Here is a 19,867-nt window from a genome sequence, read left to right on the forward strand (position 1 = left end):
GACAATACTATATTCAGTTCTTTCTATCCTACAATAGGTTACAGAAAATAATTGCTATTGAACCATACAAATATGTAGAGCACCATCCCTGTTAAATCAAGATTTATATTTTAAAATGAACTTTCAAGTGCCTTAATAATACAAATTACTCTACTAGTTAACTGAAGTTACAGTATCCAAAGATCGTCCTTTCATTAAATAAAGTATTATAAATAGTAATCTTATTACTCGACCTCCATCCCGCTTCCCATTTCCTTATACGGAAACTTTTTTCTATGATAACATATATTTTAAAATATCGCGAGTGGAATTCTAATAATTTCACTTATTCAATCTTCTTTTCCGCTATTCATACTACAAGATTCTTGAAATCTATTGAATACAAAAAACCTATGCGTGAAATCTCATAGGCTTTAAAAGTATTCATAGTTATTTTTGCTTAGTAAGTATTTTTAACACTACATATATATCAAGTTTTATTGAACAATACCTTAACGAAACTTTTATCTCTTAATCAACTTCACCACTTCATTCAGCAGTAAAGGTAAAATACTCAAACTACAAATAATTAACCAATCTAACACACCTAATGAATTCACACTGAACAATTTAGCGAATGGACCTATTGAAACGATTGCCACTTGTAACACCACTCCTAGTAGAATGGAGTAGATGAGATATTTGTTTTTAAAGATCCCTGCCTTGAAAACGGAGCGATTTATAGACCTGAAATTTAACGAATGGATTAATTGCGAAAAGCTGAGAGCAAGAAATGCCATCGTTTGTCCGTGCATTAATGCGCTATCAGAAATATTTTGCGTATTCATGGAGAACACACTACCAGAATAGCCACCTGATGAATATATGCCAATAGCAAACGCGACCAATGTCACGGCTCCAATCAGTAAGCCATTTAGTATAAGGAAGGCAATCATGCCATGGAAAATACTTTCTTTTCGATGACGTGGTTTTTCACTCATAACATCCGCTTCTTCTGGGTCTACTCCAAGAGACAATGCTGGGAATGAATCTGTTACTAAGTTAATCCAGAGAATATGAACAGGACGAAGAATAACCGGCCAGCCGAGGAGAATTGCTGTAAATAATGCAATGATCTCTCCTAGATTACAAGACAGTAGGAAGATAATGGCCTTTTTGATGTTTCGGTAGATTGTTCGTCCTTCTTCCACGGCTTTAACGATTGAACCGAAGTTATCATCCGTTAAAATCATGTCCGATGCACCTTTTGCCACATCCGTTCCCGTTATCCCCATCGCTACGCCAATATCCGCAGATTTTAGAGAAGGTGCATCATTAACGCCGTCACCTGTCATCGATACGGTATTACCTTTCGCTTTGAGTGCTTGGACAATCTTCACTTTATGTTCAGGAGACACACGTGCATAGACATTAAGCTGACTACTTTTTTCATTCAACTCCACTTCTGTTAATGATTCAATCATTTCCCCGTCAATCACTTCCGATTTATCATTAGCAATGCCGAGCTCTTTCGCAATTGCAAATGCTGTGTCTCGATGATCTCCTGTAATCATTACTGTGCGAATACCCGCTCTTTTCGTTACTTGAATAGCTTCTTTTACTTCTTCACGTGGAGGATCAATCATCCCAACCAAACCTATGAAAATTAAATTATCTTCCGTAATTCCGTGATTGGTCAATTGTGCTGAATCCACTTTTTTATAAGCACAACCAAGTACACGAAGAGCTTCATTCGATAATTTTGAAGCATGTTCCAATATTAAATTTTTATGGTCCTCATCCATTGGTTTGGTACCTTCCGCTGTTTCATACTGAGTACACTTCGCTAGTAAGCCGTCGATTGCCCCTTTTGTATGAGTATACAGATTTCTGTCATACGTATGGACAGTCGTCATCAATTTCCTACCTGAATCAAATGGGATCTCATCTAGACGGGGATGCTTAACATATAACTCATTCCTGTTTAATCCATACTGATATGCCGCCACAAGAAGTGCTATTTCTGTTGGGTCACCCGTTTCATTTCCATTTGAAAAGGTCGCGTCATTGCATAAGGTGATATTCTCAAAAAGCAATTGATGCACAGGATTTTCAAAGCTAGCTTCTACTAACGGACTCGAATGACCATCTGCGAAGAAATGAGTTACTGTCATTTTATTCTGTGTTAATGTTCCTGTTTTATCTGAACAAATCACATTCACCGAGCCAAGCGCTTCAACTGCTGGTAAATTTCGTATTATGACATGTTGCCTGATCATGCGTTGCACACCGATTGCTAGAACGATTGAAACTATAGCTGGCATCCCTTCTGGAATAGCTGCAACTGCTAGACTGACGGATAACATGAACATGTCAAGGAGATCACGTCCTTGAAGCATACCTATACCGAAAATCAAAACACAGATCACAATTGCAGCGATACTTAAATATTTACCTAATTGTGCAAGACTCTGTTGTAAAGGCGTTTGTGTACTAGAATCGTTATCAAGCATGGCTGCTACTTTTCCAATCTCAGTAGTCATACCTGTTTCAACAGCAATTCCAGTCGCACGTCCGTAAGTTGTTAGCGTGGACATGAACGCCATGTTTTTTTGATCCCCAATAGGTAAAGTAAGATCTCCAGTAAATCCAGCATCTTTCTCTACCGGTACTGATTCCCCTGTTAATGCCGCTTCATCTATTTTCAAGTCGACGGATTCTATAAGCTGCATATCACACGGCACGTATCTACCGGCATCTAGTAAGACTACGTCTCCAGGCACAACGTGTTCAGACGGGATTTCTCGTTGTACGCCATCTCTACGCACAAGAGCATTCGGTGTAGCCATACTTTTTAATGCTTCTAACGCATCTTCTGCTTTCGATTCCTGAACGAGTCCAACCATCGCATTGATGACAATCACCAATCCAATAATGATGGAATCTACAAACTCTCCAAGTAAACCCGAGATAACCGCTGCAACAATCAGTAAGTAAATAAGCACATTGTTAATCTGAGAGAATATCCGCTTAAGTAATGAACGACTCTTTGCACTTGCAAGCTTATTAGCACCAAATGTTTCTACCCTTTTTTGCACTTCTTCTTCACTTAAACCAACTAATGGATCTGTAGTCGTCAGTTGCTTCTCTTTTTCTAGCGGCATGTAGTCACTTCCTATTGAATATCTGGTTTATTTTAATACATCATATGTTTTTTTACTGTATAATTATCTAATAAATATAAGAATGTACTTCAATAAGGAGGTATCGTATGAAGATTGCCCCGATCACATATTCTTATGAACTTCAGAACATAATTAAGCATTCACATCATTTGGATCAAGGCTTGTCGGAAGTAGATGTAATTGATTACATCAGCAAGTTGCCAAAGATTGATGTAATGGATATGTATATTGATCATCATACAGGTAACGTAACTAGTCCAGTCATTTACAAAGCAATCTCACAAGCTTTTGGGTTCAATTTAGAACGTGTTCCCGTGTTGACCAAAGAAAAGATCCGTACTTTTGAGATTCCACTATCAACGAATTTGGAGGATTGCAATAGTTTCCCTTCAGAAACCATTTTAGATTTATATTTGGCGCATCATCATCATCACGTGACAGGTGACGATATGCGTACAATGATTAACCACTATTTCGGCATGAATTTAGCTGGCATTGATGGATTGGGAAAGACCAGAATTTCTTTGTATTCAAAAGGCCAGTGGCTCGTGAAAGATGAAAAAGACTTATTCGTCATTCATACTGGAACCAAAGATGTAAACGTGAAAATCTACGGCACAAACTACTTCAAGGAGCATACTGGATCGAAAAACATACCGACTGAATTACAACAATCTTTAACAAACCTTGGATACAGTTATAATCAGCAAGTAGATACGTATTACTTTTCAAACCCTTCAGGACTGTCCGTTACCAATGCCTTTAAAGGTGAAACAATAGAGGCAATCATAAGAGTGACAAATACAGTATACAAAAATATCTGACTATGAAATAACGCGGAGAAGAGGCAGCTGTAGCCTCTTCTCCGCGTTATTCACTTTCCAAAGGAAGACAGAAACTTCACGCGATCCCCCATTGGAGGTATCGTATTATCTATTAATGAAACTTCGAGGACTGACGGCCCCTTGGTATTCATAAGCTCGTCTATCACTTCCTGCGTTAGATCCTCCATCACTTCAATTCGTTTACTCGGTATATTCATAGCCACCGCCATAGCTCCAATATTCACCGGTTCTTGTTCAAATGATGGATGGGAGCGTTTATATTGTAACGAATGTCCATGATAGACCATTCCCAAACGCGCATTATTCATCACAACAAATAAAATCGGTAACTTATGCTCTTTGGCAGTCAAGATTTCCATACCATGCATGAAGAAACACCCGTCACCCGTAACGCAAACTACTGGACGTTCAGGTTCAGCAAGCTTCGTACCAATGGCAGAACCTATGCCGCTCCCCATTGCCCCAAAATGCACATTAATATCAAATGAGTCGGGCTCTACCACGTTCATGTCATGAATGATATACGCCATGAACTCACCGATATCGACGGTATATCTAGTATTGCGGGGAGCGTAATTTTGCAGACGCATCAATACATTTTTCGTATTGTACTCTTCACTATCTACCATTCCTATTTCCTGTTTAATAAACGCTTGTTCTTTGGTCGGCAAGTTTAAACTTTTTAATTCATCTAGTAACGCGGTCAAACTTAAATTTATATCTCCCCAAACAGCAGCATCCACTTCATATTTACGATTAAAAACGGATGAATCGTAATCCAATTGTATGGTATATCGATTTTCAGTAAGATTGACGTTCCAATTATTCGTAGCCGTCTCGCCTAAACTAGAGCCAACTACAAGTAAAGCTTCACCATTTTGTCCATTGATCAATGCAGAAGCTGCGTCATGACCAGCAAAGCCGAATACACCGGCAAGTAGTGGATGATTATCCGTAATATAGCCTTTTGCCTGTGGTGTTGTAATGATTGGCCATTGAAGCATCTCCGCTAGCTCAAGTAACTGATTGACAGAGTTCCTAATACCTTGTCCTACAAAGATATATCCATCCTGTTTACTAGCAATCTCTCTTGCCACAGATTGTATGATGTTTTGATCTGGAACAATCGGGGTTCTTTTTGGTAGCTTCGGTATTTTGGGAGATTCAATTTGATTGATCTGGATATCTATTGGCATGGCGATATGAACAGGACCTGGTACACCAGAAACCGCTAGTTCACATGCCTTTGCTACCTCGTTAAGTAAATCCTTCGAATCCGTTACGGTTACACTATATTTCGTCACTGATTTAAAAAGTGGTTCAGCATCCAATTCTTGAGAAGCATTTAAACCGACAGTATCGACGGGAACTGCGCCCGTCAAAAATAAAACTGGGACATGTTCACGCATGGCATTTGCGGCACCCGTTAGTAGATTGGTACCACCAGGTCCACTGCATCCAATACACACACTCATAGTAGCTGTATATTTGGCATATGCAACTGCCATATAGGCAGCTGCGCCTTCATGCTTTGTAACAATAGGCGTCAGTTCAGGTATTTCATACAACTCATCAAAAAAAGCATTGACAGAACCTGCTGGGATGCCAAAAACATGTTTTACTCCTGTAGCCGTTAAATAATCCAATACTGCACGAACAGCTTTCATAACAACTCTCCTTTAGTAACCAGATATGTGCTTTCGAATTCATTGACCTTTAGCGGTACATTAAAGTAATAACCTTGCATAATATAACATTCTCTCGAAGCCAAAAATTCGGCTTGTTCCAGTGTTTCGACACCTTCAGCTACTACATCTAATCCCAGATTTTTTGCTAAAGTGATAATTGTATTTGCGATGGCTGAATTATCGTCATTGCTTTTCAATTCTCGAATAAATGATTTATCTATTTTCAAAGCATTAATCGGCAAATTTTTCAAATACCCCAATGAGGAATAGCCTGTACCAAAGTCATCAATGGACATCTTGATTCCGATTGCCTGTAACTTTTTCATTGTCTGGATAGTCAGTTCTGTATTTTTAATGATTTGGTTTTCCGTAATTTCAAGACATAAAAGCTTTGGTGATACGCCTACTTCATCCAAAATCCCTTTAACCGTTTGGAATAAATTATTTTGTTCAAACTGGCGGGCTGATAAATTTACGGATACTATAATCGATGGATACCCTTTTGCTTGCCACTGCTTGATTTGGTTACATGCCTTTCTGATCACCCACTCTCCGATAGGAACGATTAGTCCAGTCTCCTCTGCCAGCGGGATAAATCGATCCGGCGAAATTAACCCTTCTGTTGAATGATTCCATCTCAATAACGCTTCAGTTCCAATGAGTGTATGTGTACTGTAATCAATTTGTGGTTGAAAATAAATTTCCAACTCCTCACGATCAAGTGCTTTATATAAAGCGTTTTCAAGTTTCACATTTTCAAACGTCCTAATATCCATCGCCAAGTGATAAAATTGATAACTGCTACCAGATACGGTTTTAGACTGATACATCGCAATATCTGCGTTTTTTATCAATAACTCCGCCGTTTGTCCATCTTGCGGAAATAAACTAACCCCTATACTGCTGTGGATATGCATTTCATGGCCTTTCAGATTGAATGGCTTGTTAAATTGATCCACAATCTTTTCGGCCACCTCTATCACTTCCGCTTCAGATTCAATATAAGGCAAGTAGATAACAAATTCGTCCCCGCCTTGACGTGAAGCTGTAGCCCCTTCAGGAAGGCACGCGGATATACGTCTTGCTACATGTACCAATAAAATATCGCCATAGCTATGCCCTAATAAGTCATTGACTGATTTGAAACGATCCAAGTCCATAAACAGGACCGCTGCTTTTTCTTTACGAGAATGAGCAATGCTCAAACCTTGTTGCATTCGATCCTTTAATAGCACTCGGTTGGGTAGATCGGTCAAGCTATCATAATACGCATGGTATCTGATTTCTTTCTCCATCTTCTTTCTTTCGGAAATATCTTTAAACGTAACGACTTCCCCAACCATTCTATCGCCTTCCTTGATAGAAGACCTAACATATTCTACAGGGAAATTAGACTGATCTCGCCTAAAAAATGTAACTTCATCAAGATTCGTATGGTTTTCATTGTAAATAATACTGACAGGTTTACCTATTAGTTCATTCTTACTATTATAGCCGAGCGTCGTAGCAGCCGCCGGATTACAAAACGTAATGACGCCATGTAAATCCAACCCGAATATCCCTTCACCTGCCGAATGGAGAATTAGTTCTTTCTCCCGGCTAAGCCGCTGTAATTCTTTCATTGTTGTTTCCAGTTCGTTGTTCTTTTCGGTTATCTCTTCAGTTCGCTGTTTTATGATCGACTCTTGCTTTTCCATATTCAATAAGTTTAATAAAGTGGAAGCCGTTGTATCGACAATAGATTGCGTCAGCTGTTGACTAGCCTGGGAGTAATTCGGATTTTTTTTAAACAGGTCTGCAATAACTATTAAACCTAATACTTTACCCATGGAAACGATAGGAAGTATAAACATCGATTGAATGCCAAAGTGTCGACATGCTTTATGGTTCACTCGATCGTCTGAAAAGACATCTGGAATGAGTTCTGCTTTTCTAGTTGCGATCACTTCCTCGAACACTTTATCATTTTCCACATCAAATTTTATCTCGTCATGGGATTTAACCCACGCTTCTACCGACCAGTCGCTCTTACGATTAATTGTTGTAGGCTTAATCTTCATATGAACTAATGGATCAACTAAATGTATCCCTATATTATTATTTCCAAGCACCTTTTCTATATAAAGAAAACATATATCCAGCGCTTCCTGCATGGTAGAACATAGTGATAAATCCCGAGTTATATCCAACAATAATTGCTTTTCCTTAATAAGTTCTTCTTTATGCGTTAACAGTTTGGCATTTTGAATAGCAACAGCAGCCATATTGACATAAGATTGGACCGTTTGAATCTCAATCTCCGTCAGGTTCATCGGTGTTCCATAGTCGAACAAGAAAACTAGTCCAAATAATTCCGTCTCGCCAGTAATGGGCAAAACCAATAGAGATTTTATCTTAAACGCTTCGACTGCCCTTGGGTCAGGTCGATGATCTTTGGATGTATCCGGTATATATATCGTTCGTTGTGTTTCAATTACTTCTTTCGCCAGCAAATCGAAGTCGGTATCAATTGTATGCATATCGAGCGTCATGCCATTGATCACTTCAGGTTTTCCTACGAAGCCCCTGAACGATCCATCTTGTTGTGGCAAATAAATTCCGACCGAGTCACATCGAACAATCTCCTCTGAGATAGCAGTCACTACGTGATTCAGTACATCTCTTAACTCTAGCTTTGTATTTATTAGCTTTGTTATATTCGCTAGTCGAAGATATCTAGTTTGATCTTTCACTATTCATACCTCCTCTTCTGCCCAATGTATTCTCTATTGATAGTATATTTAATACCCTCATCTAGTGAGATATCACCTCTTACTCTACTATTCGACAAAATATTTAAAATAGCCTTTTAGTAGATGATACAACTATATTAAATATATAACGAATAGGAGTATTATGTATAAGTATATAGTAGCAATAACAAATATCATGACAAAGTGCCCCCTCAACGGTAGATTCGCTGCCAAGAGTTTATAAACTTGTATAGTTAGTTTTCAAACGACAATATAACTACATTTGCTCTAGGTTTAGTGACAGTTGCAATAGGTTCAATCTAAAAATTACCCCTCTCTTTTCGCCCGCTCCACTAAGCCTTCGTTTTTTTCACATGCTCAACTTTCCAACTATTATAAATAACGAATTTTAAAATTTGAATTTTAGTTCAGGTATGTTAGTATAGAAACTAAGTTAATAGCTCGGGTTTGAGTAACTGAGAAGACCTCAAGAAGTGATTGCGCATAATGCAATCACTATCTTGGGGTCTTTTTTTGTTCTCTAATCCTCTATAAAAGGGAGATGAAAGAAATGACAACATTTTCATCAATGAATCGAAATGAAATCGCGAATACGTTACGTACTGAGAATTTTGACGTTTTAATTATAGGTGGCGGCATTACCGGTGCTGGCATCGCATTGGATGCGGCGGCAAGAGGGATGAAAACTGCACTTATTGAAATGCAGGATTTCGCTTCAGGTACGTCTAGTCGTTCGACCAAACTTGTCCACGGCGGATTACGTTATTTAAAACAATTTGAAATTAAAGAAGTTGCCGAATTGGGGAAGGAACGCGCGATTGTCTACGAAAATGGTCCACATGTTACAACACCTGAATGGATGCTATTGCCGTTTCATAAAGGTGGTACATTCGGTCCTACAACCACAGCTCTTGGATTAAAAGTATATGACTTACTAGCTGGAGTTAAGCGCAGTGAACGAAGAAGAATGCTGAATCTCGAACAAACTATACAACGGGCTCCCCTAATCAAAAGGGAAGGTCTTCAAGGAAGCGGCTATTATGTAGAATATCGCACAGATGATGCGCGCCTTACAATTGAAGTTGCTAAATCAGCTGCGGAAAAAGGCGCAACTCTGTTGAATTACGCAAAAGCGGAAGGTTTCATCTACAATGACCACAACCTACTATCAGGCGTTCAAGTCCGCGACATGATCACAAACGAAATGATGTCTGTACACGCGACAAAAGTGATCAACGCTGCAGGTCCATGGGTTGATGAAGTGAAAGAGTTCGATGGCCACTCCAACGGTAAAAACTTGATATTGTCCAAAGGGATTCATCTTGTATTTGATCAAAGCGTATTCCCTTTACATCAAGCAATCTATTTTGATACACCTGACAAACGTATGATTTTTGCAGTACCACGTGATGGTAAGGCATATGTCGGAACAACGGATACATTCTTTGATGGTGACCCGAAAGAAATGCAAATCACAGAAGATGATCGCACATATATTTTAAATGCCATTCACTATATGTTCCCGGATGTATCTGTTACTGAAAAAGATGTTGAATCCAGTTGGGCAGGTGTTCGACCACTGATTCATGAAGACGGTAAAAACCCCTCCGAGATTTCTCGTAAGGATGAAATTTGGGAATCCGAACGGGGACTAATCACCATTGCTGGGGGTAAACTAACAGGCTACCGTAAAATGGCGGAAACTGTTGTGAATAAAATCTCTACTCTTTTGCAACAAGAAAAAGGATTACATTTCAAACGATCCACTACGAAAAACATGCCCATCTCGGGTGGGGATGTCGGTGGTTCCGCTCATTACTCTCGCTACTTCAACCAAGCTATCAGCCGTGGTATGTTGCTCGGTTTCACTGAACGCGAAAGTCGACATTTAGCCGCTCTATATGGCTCTAACGTGGATAAAGTACTAACGATTCCTTATGATAAATCCGAATCTATGCCACGTATTCTTTATGTTAAGTTACGCTATGCGATTGAACATGAGATGACTGTGAAACCAACTGATTTCTTCATTCGACGTACAGGAGATTTGTTCTTCAATATTAAAAACGTGCAAGACGCAAAAGAAGATGTACTAGTTAAAATGGGTCAATTGTTGAACTGGTCTGCAGAAGAACAGAAGCGTTATCAGTTAGAATTGGAAGACGAGTTACTAAAGTCAACATCTGTTGTGTAAATACTATAATATAAACGTATATCTATAAACGGGGGTTACTTTATATGTCTTTTCATAACCAAAAAGTGTTGCCAGCTGCGCGTACATTAAAACAATTTGAAAAACTCTTAGAAAGTACTTTTGAATATATCGTCCTGCTAGAAGTGCATATCAGCAATTTAAAAACCGTGAAACAAGAGGCGGATAAGCGGTGCAAGAAACTAATTATTCATGCCGACTTGGTTCAGGGCCTAAAAACGGATAACTTTGCAGCCGACTTTTTATGCAATGATATTCGCCCTGCAGGTATTATTTCCACTCGATCAAATATTATTATGAAAGCAAAATCTAAAAACATTATTGCTATTCAACGTATGTTTTTACTCGATACAATTGCATTAGAAAAAAGTTATTCACTAATTGATCAAACGGCTCCAGACTTCATTGAAATGCTACCAGGTGTAATTCCCGAACTCATTGAAGAAGTATATGAGCGTACGGGTATTCCCATTATTAACGGTGGACTCATTCGGACAAAGCAACACATCGAGGATGCACTAGCAGCAGGTGCTGTAGCCGTGACGACCTCTGATAACCAATTGTGGGAACACTTTATTTAAGTGGAGAACTTTCTACGTCATTGTTGACAGAATAAACTTACCACTCTATACTTGAAAACAAGTTAATATAAGTGGTTGAGTTTAGGAGTCCACAATTAAGTTCTTGCACATAGCAAGATTTAATTGTGGACTTTTTTGCGTCGTAATTGCTCAACTACCAAACTTAAATTGGGTAGGAGGAGATATAAATGACACCTTTTGCAGGTGAATTGATCGGAACGATGATATTAATATTATTTGGTGGGGGCGTAGTAGGCGGTGTAGCACTAAACAAATCCAAAGCAAATAGTGGTGGATGGATTGTTGTTACTGTAGGATGGGGTCTTGCGGTTACACTTGGTGTTTACGCGGTGGGCCAAGCAAGTGGTGCTCATTTAAATCCAGCAGTCACAATTGGTTTCGCGACTATTGGTAATTTCCCTTGGTCAGATGTCCCTATGTATCTTTTAGCACAGATGATTGGCGCAATTCTAGGTGCTATATTAGTGTACTTCCACTACTTACCTCATTGGAAAGAAACAGAAGATCCAACTGCCAAACGTGATGTATTTGCTACTACACCTGCAATTTACAATCCGCTGTCAAACATAACAAGTGAAATAATCGGGACGTTCATTTTAGTACTTGGTTTATTATCTATTGGTGCCAATGAATTTACTGAAGGACTAAACCCGTTAATCGTTGGCGCTTTGATCATCGCAATTGGGCTATCACTTGGCGGTACAACTGGCTATGCGATCAACCCTGCACGTGATCTTGGTCCGCGGATAGCACATGCTTTCTTACCTATTCCCGGAAAAGGACCATCCGGATGGAAGTATGCATGGATTCCAGTAGTAGGCCCAATAATTGGCGGTACATTCGGTGCCCTATTCTACAAACAATTTTTCCTTAATGAAAACAGCATGACATTTTGGATTGTCGGTGCATTCATACTTGCAATTCTTCTCGCGGCTCAGTTTACAATCCGTAAAGAAGTAGTACAATCAAGTCTTCTAATTCAGACACATAAAACTACGAATGACTAATCATCTTCATAAATACTGGAGGAATAAATCATGACTAAAAAATACATTATGGCATTAGATCAAGGTACAACAAGTTCAAGAGCAATATTATTCGATAAAAAAGGTAAGATTTTTCATACTGCACAACAAGAGTTCACTCAATATTTCCCACAATCTGGTTGGGTAGAACACAATGCTGACGAAATTTGGAGCTCCATTTTGTCTGTCATTGCTGGTGTATTATCAGAAAAGAATATTTCAGCTGAGCAAATTGAGGGCATTGGAATCACGAATCAACGTGAAACAACGGTCGTTTGGGATAAGCACACAGGTAATCCCATTTATAATGCGATTGTATGGCAATCTCGTCAAACTGCAGAGATATGTGAGGATCTCAAAGAAAGCGGTTACAACGATTTGTTCAGAGATAAGACCGGATTGCTTATCGATGCATACTTTTCAGGCACTAAAGTCAAGTGGATTTTGGATAATGTCAAAGGCGCACGTGAAAAAGCTGAAAATGGAGACTTGTTGTTCGGTACGATTGATACGTGGATTATTTGGAAGTTATCCGGTGGTGCGGCACACGTAACAGATTACTCGAACGCTTCTAGAACGCTTATGTACAATATACATGAACTACAATGGGACGAGGAACTATTGTCTATCTTGGATGTGCCGGCATCGATGTTGCCTAAAGTGTGTCCTTCATCAGAAGTCTATACACATGCGGACCCCGAGCAATTCTTCGGTCACGCTGTTCCTATCGCGGGTATTGCAGGAGATCAACAAGCTGCATTATTCGGTCAAGCTTGTTTTGAATCGGGTATGGTGAAAAACACATATGGAACAGGTTGCTTTATGCTAATGAACACTGGCGAAAAAGCGGTTAAATCCGATAATGGGCTGTTAACAACCATCGCTTGGGGAATTGATGGCAAGGTAGAGTATGCGCTAGAAGGAAGTATCTTCGTCGCAGGTTCAGCAATTCAGTGGTTGCGCGATGGTTTACGCATGTTCCGAAACTCTTCCGAAAGTGAGCAATACGCAAAACGGGTCTCTTCTACAGATGGCGTCTATGTCGTACCGGCATTTGTTGGTCTTGGTACCCCCTACTGGGATAGTGATGTGCGTGGTGCCGTATTCGGTTTAACACGCGGAACGACGAAAGAGCATTTTGTACGGGCTACGCTAGAATCCCTTGCGTACCAAACGAAAGACGTCGTTGATGCAATGGAATCGGATTCAGGTATCTCCCTAAAAACGTTGCGGGTAGATGGCGGAGCAGTCGAGAACAACTTCTTGATGCAGTTCCAATCCGATTTACTAAATGTATCGGTTGAACGTCCGACGATTAATGAAACAACAGCGCTCGGTGCTGCATACTTAGCCGGACTTGCTGTAGGTTTCTGGAAAGACCGTTCAGAAATTGCCGCACAATGGGCAATAGATCGACCGTTCCAACCTAATATGGAGGAATCTGAACGCGAAAAGCTGTACGGCGGCTGGCAAAAAGCTGTACAGGCAGCGACTATGTTTAAATAAGTTCTTTGCTGAAAGTACCTGTAGGTTCATTTGTCGTGACTGTTTTAATTGTCATGCCTTTCCCTACAGGTATTTTTCATCCCGTTGTCTTTTTAAACTCGCGACCCGTATGAATCTACAAGGATAGTTTGTAGTGGCTAAAGACATCGAATATAGAGTAATAATAAAGTTCGCTGCCATCTAAAAATAATAGCCGATCCGCACGATTGGAAGTTAATTGTGGCTGCAATGGATTTCCATCAGGTTTACGGAAGTCGAGCTCTTGAACTATTTCGTAGGAATCAGCTTTTTGAATCAATTCAAAAAAGTGATGATGATCAAAGTACTCTCGATGCACGACCATTGCATCGCCATTGACCGCAAATGTTTGAAATCCAAGTGCGTCAGTAGAGAATTCGAACTCGCCACTCTCATTCATTAAACCAATTTGTGCATCCATGCCAATGAAATACCAAATTTCATCATTCGCCGCCACATTCAGCGCCAAACATTCTCCTGTGAGCTTTCTATCATTCCCGTCATCTATAATATTTCCTTCATGATCCCAGCCTACTAGCCCTGAATTACCAATTGGTTTCTTCCAACCATAATTACCGTACACGCCTTCATCAAAATAACCTGTCCATATCTGATTATCTTTCGTCGTATATATATGGTCGATTCCATCGCCTAAACAGAATGAACGAATCAAGTTCCCGTCCCAATCATAGACGCGTCCATTTTGATCAACATGGGTTTCATCATGGTAAATAGATCTTGCGCAGGCAAGCAGTATATGGTCATCGTCAATCGATTCAACTACATGATAATTACACTGTTCATTCGGCAAATGCAGTACCGTCTCCTTACCATCCTTCAGACGAAGTACTTTTACGAATAAGTCTGACAAGTATATTGAACTGCTATCAATTCATACTTTCCCATAGTGTACAGGTATATCAGATAGAAATAATAAAATGTGAAAAACAGTTATATATCACTACCTATTTCATTACATTTCGAATATACGTCAACCAATGCAGCGTGCTAAAATATATTAAATGCAATTCCAAAGAGGATGTGTAAAACTCAAAAGAAGTTCGTTATTAGCTGTACACTCATCACGTTACACGGTATTTGATTTATAAAATCAAACGATTAAAGAGGTGTTCAAAGTTGATAGCAGAAAATAAAGAACAAACGATATTTACTCATACAGGAAAGAAAATCATAACAGATCGTGTGATTGATATAATAGCGAAAGTCGATGAACCACTAGTCGTTGTACTCGGCAATATGTTAAGCGACGAAGAATGCGACGAACTGATTCAGCTTTCTACAGATAAAATGAAACGTTCTAAAATCGGCGTAATTCATGCAGAAAATGAAATTAGAACAAGTAGCGGTATGTTTATTGAAGAACCTGATAACTTGATCGTCCTACGGATAGAAAAACGGATTGAAACAATTATGAATATCCCCATCGAACACGGCGAAAGTCTCCAAGTTCTTCACTACCTACCTGGACAAGAATATAAAGCGCATCACGACTTCTTCTCAGCAACAAGCAACGTTACGAATAACCGGATTAGCACACTCGTCATGTACTTGAACGATGTCGAAGAAGGCGGTGAAACGTACTTCCCTCACCTCAAACTGTCCATCACACCTAAAAAAGGAATGGCTGTCTACTTTGAGTATTTCTATAATGATCCGTTATTGAATGATCTAACGCTACACGGTGGCGCACCCATCGAACTCGGTGAGAAGTTTGTAGCTACACAGTGGATGAGGAAGCAAAGAGTACGGTGAGAGACTTAAAATCTAACTTGCATTATAAAAACCGTTTGAGGCCGCAATTCAGTCTCGAACGGTTTTACAATATCAGCTCACTTGTTCAACCGTGAGTATGCGATTTCACCTCCAATTTATGTTTTCGTAAATATTCAAAACCACCTTTATTTAAGCCGTAACAAAGTTCTATAACCATTACGCTTAACTACTTTTGGTTTTGTAAGTTGAAATTATCGATCATTAGTAAAAAAGCACCAACTCTATAAAACTGGAGTTGGCGCTTTGAATGTATTTTGATAGAATGGCTTACATCATACCGCCCATCTCACATTAAATATAACTTATGGTAAAATTGTTTACTTCCCTTAGGAAAAATTCTCATTTCACTTCTATAACAATTTTTCCTTTTGCATGGTGAGTTTCGCTTAATTCATGTGCTTCTCGTAGTCCTTTTGCGGAAAGAGGAAATGTGTGACCTATATGAGTTTTCACTTCTCCTCTTTGCATTAGCTCACCGAGTTCAGCAAGTTGCTTTCCATTCGGATTAAGCCATAGAGATTCAGCTGTAATATGATTAGCTTCAGCCTTTTCAAGGTTTGGCTGGCCTGCAATCGAAACCAGTCGACCACCTTTTTTAACTACACTCAAGCTTTTCTCTAAAATCTCTCCGCCCATTGTATCCACAACTAAATCAACGTCTTTTACGACATCTGTAAAATCAGTTGTTTCATAGTTAATAAATTCGTCAACACCGAGCTCTTTTAAGAACGCTTCGTTCTTAGCACTAGCTGTCGATAGAACATAAGCGCCAAAACTTTTAGCGATTTGAATGCCCAAGCTTCCCACACCGCCTGAGCCAGCGTGAATTAATACTTTATCTCCAGGTTTAATTTGACCAAAATCAATAAGACATTGCCAAGCTGTTAGTCCTGCTAGTGGAACTGAAGCAGCTTCCTCAAAACTAACATCGGATGGTTTTAAAGCAACTAAGTCTTCGTTAACAGCAACATACTCAGCGTATGTTCCATTTTCCATTGCGGGCCGAGCGAATACTTCATCTCCTACTTTGAAACTCTTCACGTCTTTCCCTACTTCAGCGATTACTCCCGCTGCATCCCATCCCAAAATAAGCGGAAATTCAAAAGATATATTCTCTTTCATATAACCTTCTCGAACTTTCCAGTCAATAGGATTCACTGACGTTGCATGCATCTCTATTAATACCTGATGATGTTGTATTTCCGGCTTCGGAAGTTCTTTCTCAATAAGCTCTTCTGCTCCACCGTATTGTTCAATAACAATTGCTTTCATCTACTTCACTCTCCCTATTCTGTTCATTCAGTATAGATACCCGTTTAATCAAAAAAGTATTCATTTACTGAGCTAACATCGTTTTCCTCATTAATTAAATCTACTCTCCAAAAAAGGTTCTTCATAACTATTGAAGAACCTTTACATCCCTTAAGCAAAAAATTATTTTAGTGATAACCTTACATCATTGTGTGTGCACCAGGTACCTGATTAAGATGATCTATTATTGAATAGTTCGCGTGTAGATCAGGTTTTAACATATTGACAGATAATTCTTTATGGCATCATAACCCCCAACCAACCACTTTTGTGTTACAGTTGTTACATAAATGCGGTTGGTTTAAATAACCCCTAATTGGATGGTCTTCAAAAATATTTTATATTATAACGTAGAGAACGAAGAAATTCATTTGTAAAAAGGAGGACGGCATGAACCTAGGCCTTATTGTCTCATTGATTATCGTTGTCATAGTTTTAGTTGTCGGACTACTTTTGACCATGTCCATTGCTAATTCCAGTACTACTTCCGAGAAGAAAACTTATAATAGTAAAAAAAGCTTTTCCAATTTAATGTGGATTTATGTTTTATCATTACCAGTGATTATTATATTAACTCTTATAGCTATATTTATATTTTACTAACATTTCGAGAGTGAAATTGCGTTATATCTCTTAACTTCTTGGCACATAGATACACTACCTTTATCTATAATGTATCAGGGTCCTTGGATACTTACGGTCTAACCCATTTACCATACAAAACTTTTACATTTCAGCAGACGCAAAAGCGCCAACTCCATAATAATGGAGTTGGCGCTTTTAAAATATATAGTGGGAAAACGACTTACATCATGCCGCCCATTCCACCCATACCGCCCATATCAGGCATACCGCCACCTGCTGGTTCTGGTAGGTCTGCAACAACAGCTTCAGTAGTCAAGAACATTGCCGCTACAGATGCTGCGTTTTGTAGTGCGTAACGAGTTACTTTAGTTGGATCTACGATACCTGCTTCTACCATGTTAACCCATGTGCCTTCTGCTGCGTTAAAGCCGATGCCGACTTCTTCGCGCTTCAAGCGATCTACTACGATAGAACCTTCAAGGCCCGCGTTTGTTGCAATTTGACGTACTGGCTCTTCAAGTGCACGAAGTACAATCTTGATACCCGTTGCTACGTCGCCTTCAGTATCTTCAAGTAATGCTTCTACTTTCTTATACACGTTTACTAGTGCAGTACCACCACCAGATACGATTCCTTCTTCAACTGCTGCACGTGTAGAGTTCAATGCGTCTTCGATTCGAAGTTTACGCTCTTTCAACTCAGTTTCAGTTGCAGCTCCAACTTTGATAACTGCTACACCGCCAGCTAGTTTAGCTAGACGTTCTTGCAATTTCTCTTTGTCGAATTCAGAAGTAGTTTCTTCCAATTGTGAACGGATTTGACCAACACGTGATTCGATAGAACCTGCGTCGCCGCTACCTTCTACGATTGTTGTGTTGTCTTTTGTAACTACAATCTTCGCTGCGCGTCCTAGTGATGTAAGGTCAGCAGATTTCAGATCAAGTCCTAGATCTTCTGTGATTACCTGTCCACCAGTCAGGATTGCGATGTCTTCAAGCATAGCTTTACGGCGATCGCCGAAGCCAGGTGCTTTAACTGCAACTGCGTTAAATGTACCGCGAAGTTTGTTGACAACTAGCGTAGCTAAAGCTTCACCTTCAACGTCTTCAGCGATGATCAACAATGGTTTACCTTGCTGAACAACTTGTTCAAGCACTGGAAGGATTTCCTGGATGTTGTTGATTTTCTTATCTGTAATCAAGACATATGGATTATCAAGTACTGCTTCCATTTTGTCTGTGTCTGTTGCCATATAAGCAGATGCGTAGCCACGATCGAATTGCATACCTTCTACTACATCCAGCTCTGTTACGAAGCCTTTGGATTCTTCGATTGTGATGACACCATCGTTACCCACGCGCTCCATTGCTTGTGAAATCAACTCGCCGACTTCTTCATCTCCAGAAGAGATAGCCGCAACTTGTGCGATTTCTTGTCTAGTTTCGATTTCATCGGAAACACTTTGAAGACCTTCAACTGCTGCGATTACCGCTTTTTCGATTCCTTTACGGATACCGACTGGGTTTGCGCCAGCTGTTACGTTCTTCAAGCCTTCACGGATCATTGCTTGTGCAAGGACAGTTGCTGTTGTTGTTCCGTCTCCTGCGATGTCATTTGTCTTGGATGCAACTTCAGCTACAAGTTTTGCGCCCATGTTTTCGAATGCATTTTCAAGCTCGATTTCTTTTGCGATGGTTACGCCGTCATTTGTAATAAGTGGTGAACCGAATTTGCGTTCAAGTACGACGTTACGACCTTTTGGCCCAAGTGTTACTTTTACAGCATCTGCTAGTGTATCTACACCGCGGAGCATTGCGGAACGTGCATCTTCGTTAAATTTAAGTTCTTTAGCCATTGTATTTAATTCCCTCCAGAGTTTTCTATTTGTCTACTACATTTTCGTTATAATTAATTATCCAATAATTGCAAGAATATCGCTTTCACGAAGGATTAAGTATTCAGTACCTTCATACTTCACTTCAGTGCCTGCGTATTTAGAGAAGATGATACGGTCGCCTTCAGATACTTCTAGTTCGACGCGCTGTCCGTTCTCAAGAACACGGCCTGTACCAGCAGCAATTACTTTTCCTTCTTGTGGCTTTTCCTTCGCAGAGTCCGGTAGAACAATGCCGCTTGATGTTTTTTCTTCTGCTTCGATTAATTCGATAATGATACGGTCACCTAGTGGTTTCAACAAATGAAACAACCTCCTCGAGATAATGGGTAGTTTTTATTTTTCTTAGCACTCACTTACAACGAGTGCTAACACAACTCTTATATTAAAGAATTTCACACATAATTGCAAGTAAAAGCGTTCGACATTTTCTTCTTTTGCCAAACGTCTTTTTTCGCGTTAAACTAGTC

Annotated in this window: 13 protein-coding genes; 6 read left to right on the top strand and 7 right to left on the bottom strand. The window is 39.6% G+C overall.

What is annotated here, in order from left to right:
• Window positions 1–503: 503 nt before the first annotated feature.
• Window positions 504–3,143 carry a cation-translocating P-type ATPase gene (locus CSV68_RS13780; RefSeq protein WP_099662427.1) on the bottom strand — a complete coding sequence of 880 codons (2,640 nt, stop codon included), beginning with the start codon at window positions 3,141–3,143 and terminating at the stop codon, window positions 504–506.
• Between the two features lie 107 nt (window positions 3,144–3,250).
• On the opposite strand from CSV68_RS13780, the gene CSV68_RS13785 reads away from it, so the two are divergent.
• A complete protein-coding gene (locus tag CSV68_RS13785) occupies window positions 3,251–3,988 on the top strand; it encodes a hypothetical protein (protein WP_099635427.1) in 738 nt (245 codons plus the stop codon).
• A 50-nt stretch (window positions 3,989–4,038) separates the two neighbouring features.
• On the opposite strand, the gene CSV68_RS13790 is transcribed toward CSV68_RS13785, so the two are convergent.
• Complete coding sequence (locus CSV68_RS13790; protein WP_099662428.1) at window positions 4,039–5,676, bottom strand: thiamine pyrophosphate-binding protein; 1,638 nt, start codon at window positions 5,674–5,676, stop codon at window positions 4,039–4,041.
• Window positions 5,673–8,432: a bifunctional diguanylate cyclase/phosphodiesterase gene (locus CSV68_RS13795; RefSeq protein WP_099662429.1), complete on the bottom strand. Its 2,760-nt coding sequence runs from the start codon at window positions 8,430–8,432 to the stop codon at window positions 5,673–5,675. The genes CSV68_RS13790 and CSV68_RS13795 overlap by 4 nt, the downstream gene beginning before the upstream one ends.
• Window positions 8,433–9,000: 568 nt before the next feature.
• On the opposite strand from CSV68_RS13795, the gene CSV68_RS13800 reads away from it, so the two are divergent.
• The 4 genes from CSV68_RS13800 (at window position 9,001) to glpK (ending at window position 13,795) form a co-directional block, all read left to right on the top strand.
• Window positions 9,001–10,644, top strand: a complete 1,644-nt coding sequence (locus CSV68_RS13800; RefSeq protein WP_099662430.1) for a glycerol-3-phosphate dehydrogenase/oxidase — start codon at window positions 9,001–9,003, stop codon at window positions 10,642–10,644.
• Between the two features lie 44 nt (window positions 10,645–10,688).
• Window positions 10,689–11,243, top strand: coding sequence for a glycerol-3-phosphate responsive antiterminator (locus tag CSV68_RS13805; RefSeq protein WP_099635423.1), 555 nt, complete (start codon window positions 10,689–10,691; stop codon window positions 11,241–11,243).
• A gap of 188 nt (window positions 11,244–11,431) precedes the next feature.
• Window positions 11,432–12,271: an MIP/aquaporin family protein gene (locus tag CSV68_RS13810; protein ID WP_099635422.1), complete on the top strand. Its 840-nt coding sequence runs from the start codon at window positions 11,432–11,434 to the stop codon at window positions 12,269–12,271.
• 30 nt (window positions 12,272–12,301) lie between these two features.
• Window positions 12,302–13,795: a glycerol kinase GlpK gene (gene glpK / locus CSV68_RS13815; protein WP_099662431.1), complete on the top strand. Its 1,494-nt coding sequence runs from the start codon at window positions 12,302–12,304 to the stop codon at window positions 13,793–13,795.
• A 115-nt stretch (window positions 13,796–13,910) separates the two neighbouring features.
• Here the strand turns inward: glpK and CSV68_RS13820 are convergent, their stop codons facing one another.
• Complete coding sequence (locus CSV68_RS13820; protein WP_099662432.1) at window positions 13,911–14,684, bottom strand: hypothetical protein; 774 nt, start codon at window positions 14,682–14,684, stop codon at window positions 13,911–13,913.
• 266 nt (window positions 14,685–14,950) lie between these two features.
• Here CSV68_RS13820 and CSV68_RS13825 point away from each other — a divergent pair, with 266 nt between their 5' ends.
• Entirely contained in the window at window positions 14,951–15,586 is a 636-nt protein-coding gene (locus CSV68_RS13825; protein ID WP_099635419.1) for a 2OG-Fe(II) oxygenase, read from the top strand.
• Window positions 15,587–15,946: 360 nt separating this feature from the next.
• Here CSV68_RS13825 and CSV68_RS13830 read toward each other — a convergent pair whose 3' ends face one another.
• From CSV68_RS13830 to groES, 3 genes are all read right to left on the bottom strand, one after another.
• Window positions 15,947–16,879, bottom strand: a complete 933-nt coding sequence (locus CSV68_RS13830; RefSeq protein ID WP_099635418.1) for an NADP-dependent oxidoreductase — start codon at window positions 16,877–16,879, stop codon at window positions 15,947–15,949.
• Window positions 16,880–17,723: 844 nt separating this feature from the next.
• Entirely contained in the window at window positions 17,724–19,358 is a 1,635-nt protein-coding gene (gene groL / locus CSV68_RS13840; protein WP_099635416.1) for a chaperonin GroEL, read from the bottom strand.
• A 57-nt stretch (window positions 19,359–19,415) separates the two neighbouring features.
• Window positions 19,416–19,700, bottom strand: coding sequence for a co-chaperone GroES (gene groES, locus CSV68_RS13845; RefSeq protein ID WP_029055048.1), 285 nt, complete (start codon window positions 19,698–19,700; stop codon window positions 19,416–19,418).
• Window positions 19,701–19,867: the final 167 nt, after the last annotated feature.

The organism is Sporosarcina sp. P29, assembly GCF_002743265.1.
In the GTDB taxonomy this organism is placed as follows: domain Bacteria; phylum Bacillota; class Bacilli; order Bacillales_A; family Planococcaceae; genus Sporosarcina.

Bases quoted from the DNA above. Each gene is read 5' to 3' on its own strand.
- CSV68_RS13805 (WP_099635423.1), top strand. From the start codon at position 10,689: ATGTCTTTTCATAACCAAAAAGTGTTGCCAGCTGCGCGTACATTAAAA.
- glpK (WP_099662431.1), top strand. From the start codon at position 12,302: ATGACTAAAAAATACATTATGGCATTAGATCAAGGTACAACAAGTTCA.
- CSV68_RS13790 (WP_099662428.1), bottom strand. From the start codon at position 5,676: ATGAAAGCTGTTCGTGCAGTATTGGATTATTTAACGGCTACAGGAGTA.
- CSV68_RS13800 (WP_099662430.1), top strand. From the start codon at position 9,001: ATGACAACATTTTCATCAATGAATCGAAATGAAATCGCGAATACGTTA.
- groL (WP_099635416.1), bottom strand. From the start codon at position 19,358: ATGGCTAAAGAACTTAAATTTAACGAAGATGCACGTTCCGCAATGCTC.
- CSV68_RS13830 (WP_099635418.1), bottom strand. From the start codon at position 16,879: ATGAAAGCAATTGTTATTGAACAATACGGTGGAGCAGAAGAGCTTATT.
- CSV68_RS13780 (WP_099662427.1), bottom strand. From the start codon at position 3,143: ATGCCGCTAGAAAAAGAGAAGCAACTGACGACTACAGATCCATTAGTT.
- CSV68_RS13810 (WP_099635422.1), top strand. From the start codon at position 11,432: ATGACACCTTTTGCAGGTGAATTGATCGGAACGATGATATTAATATTA.
- CSV68_RS13785 (WP_099635427.1), top strand. From the start codon at position 3,251: ATGAAGATTGCCCCGATCACATATTCTTATGAACTTCAGAACATAATT.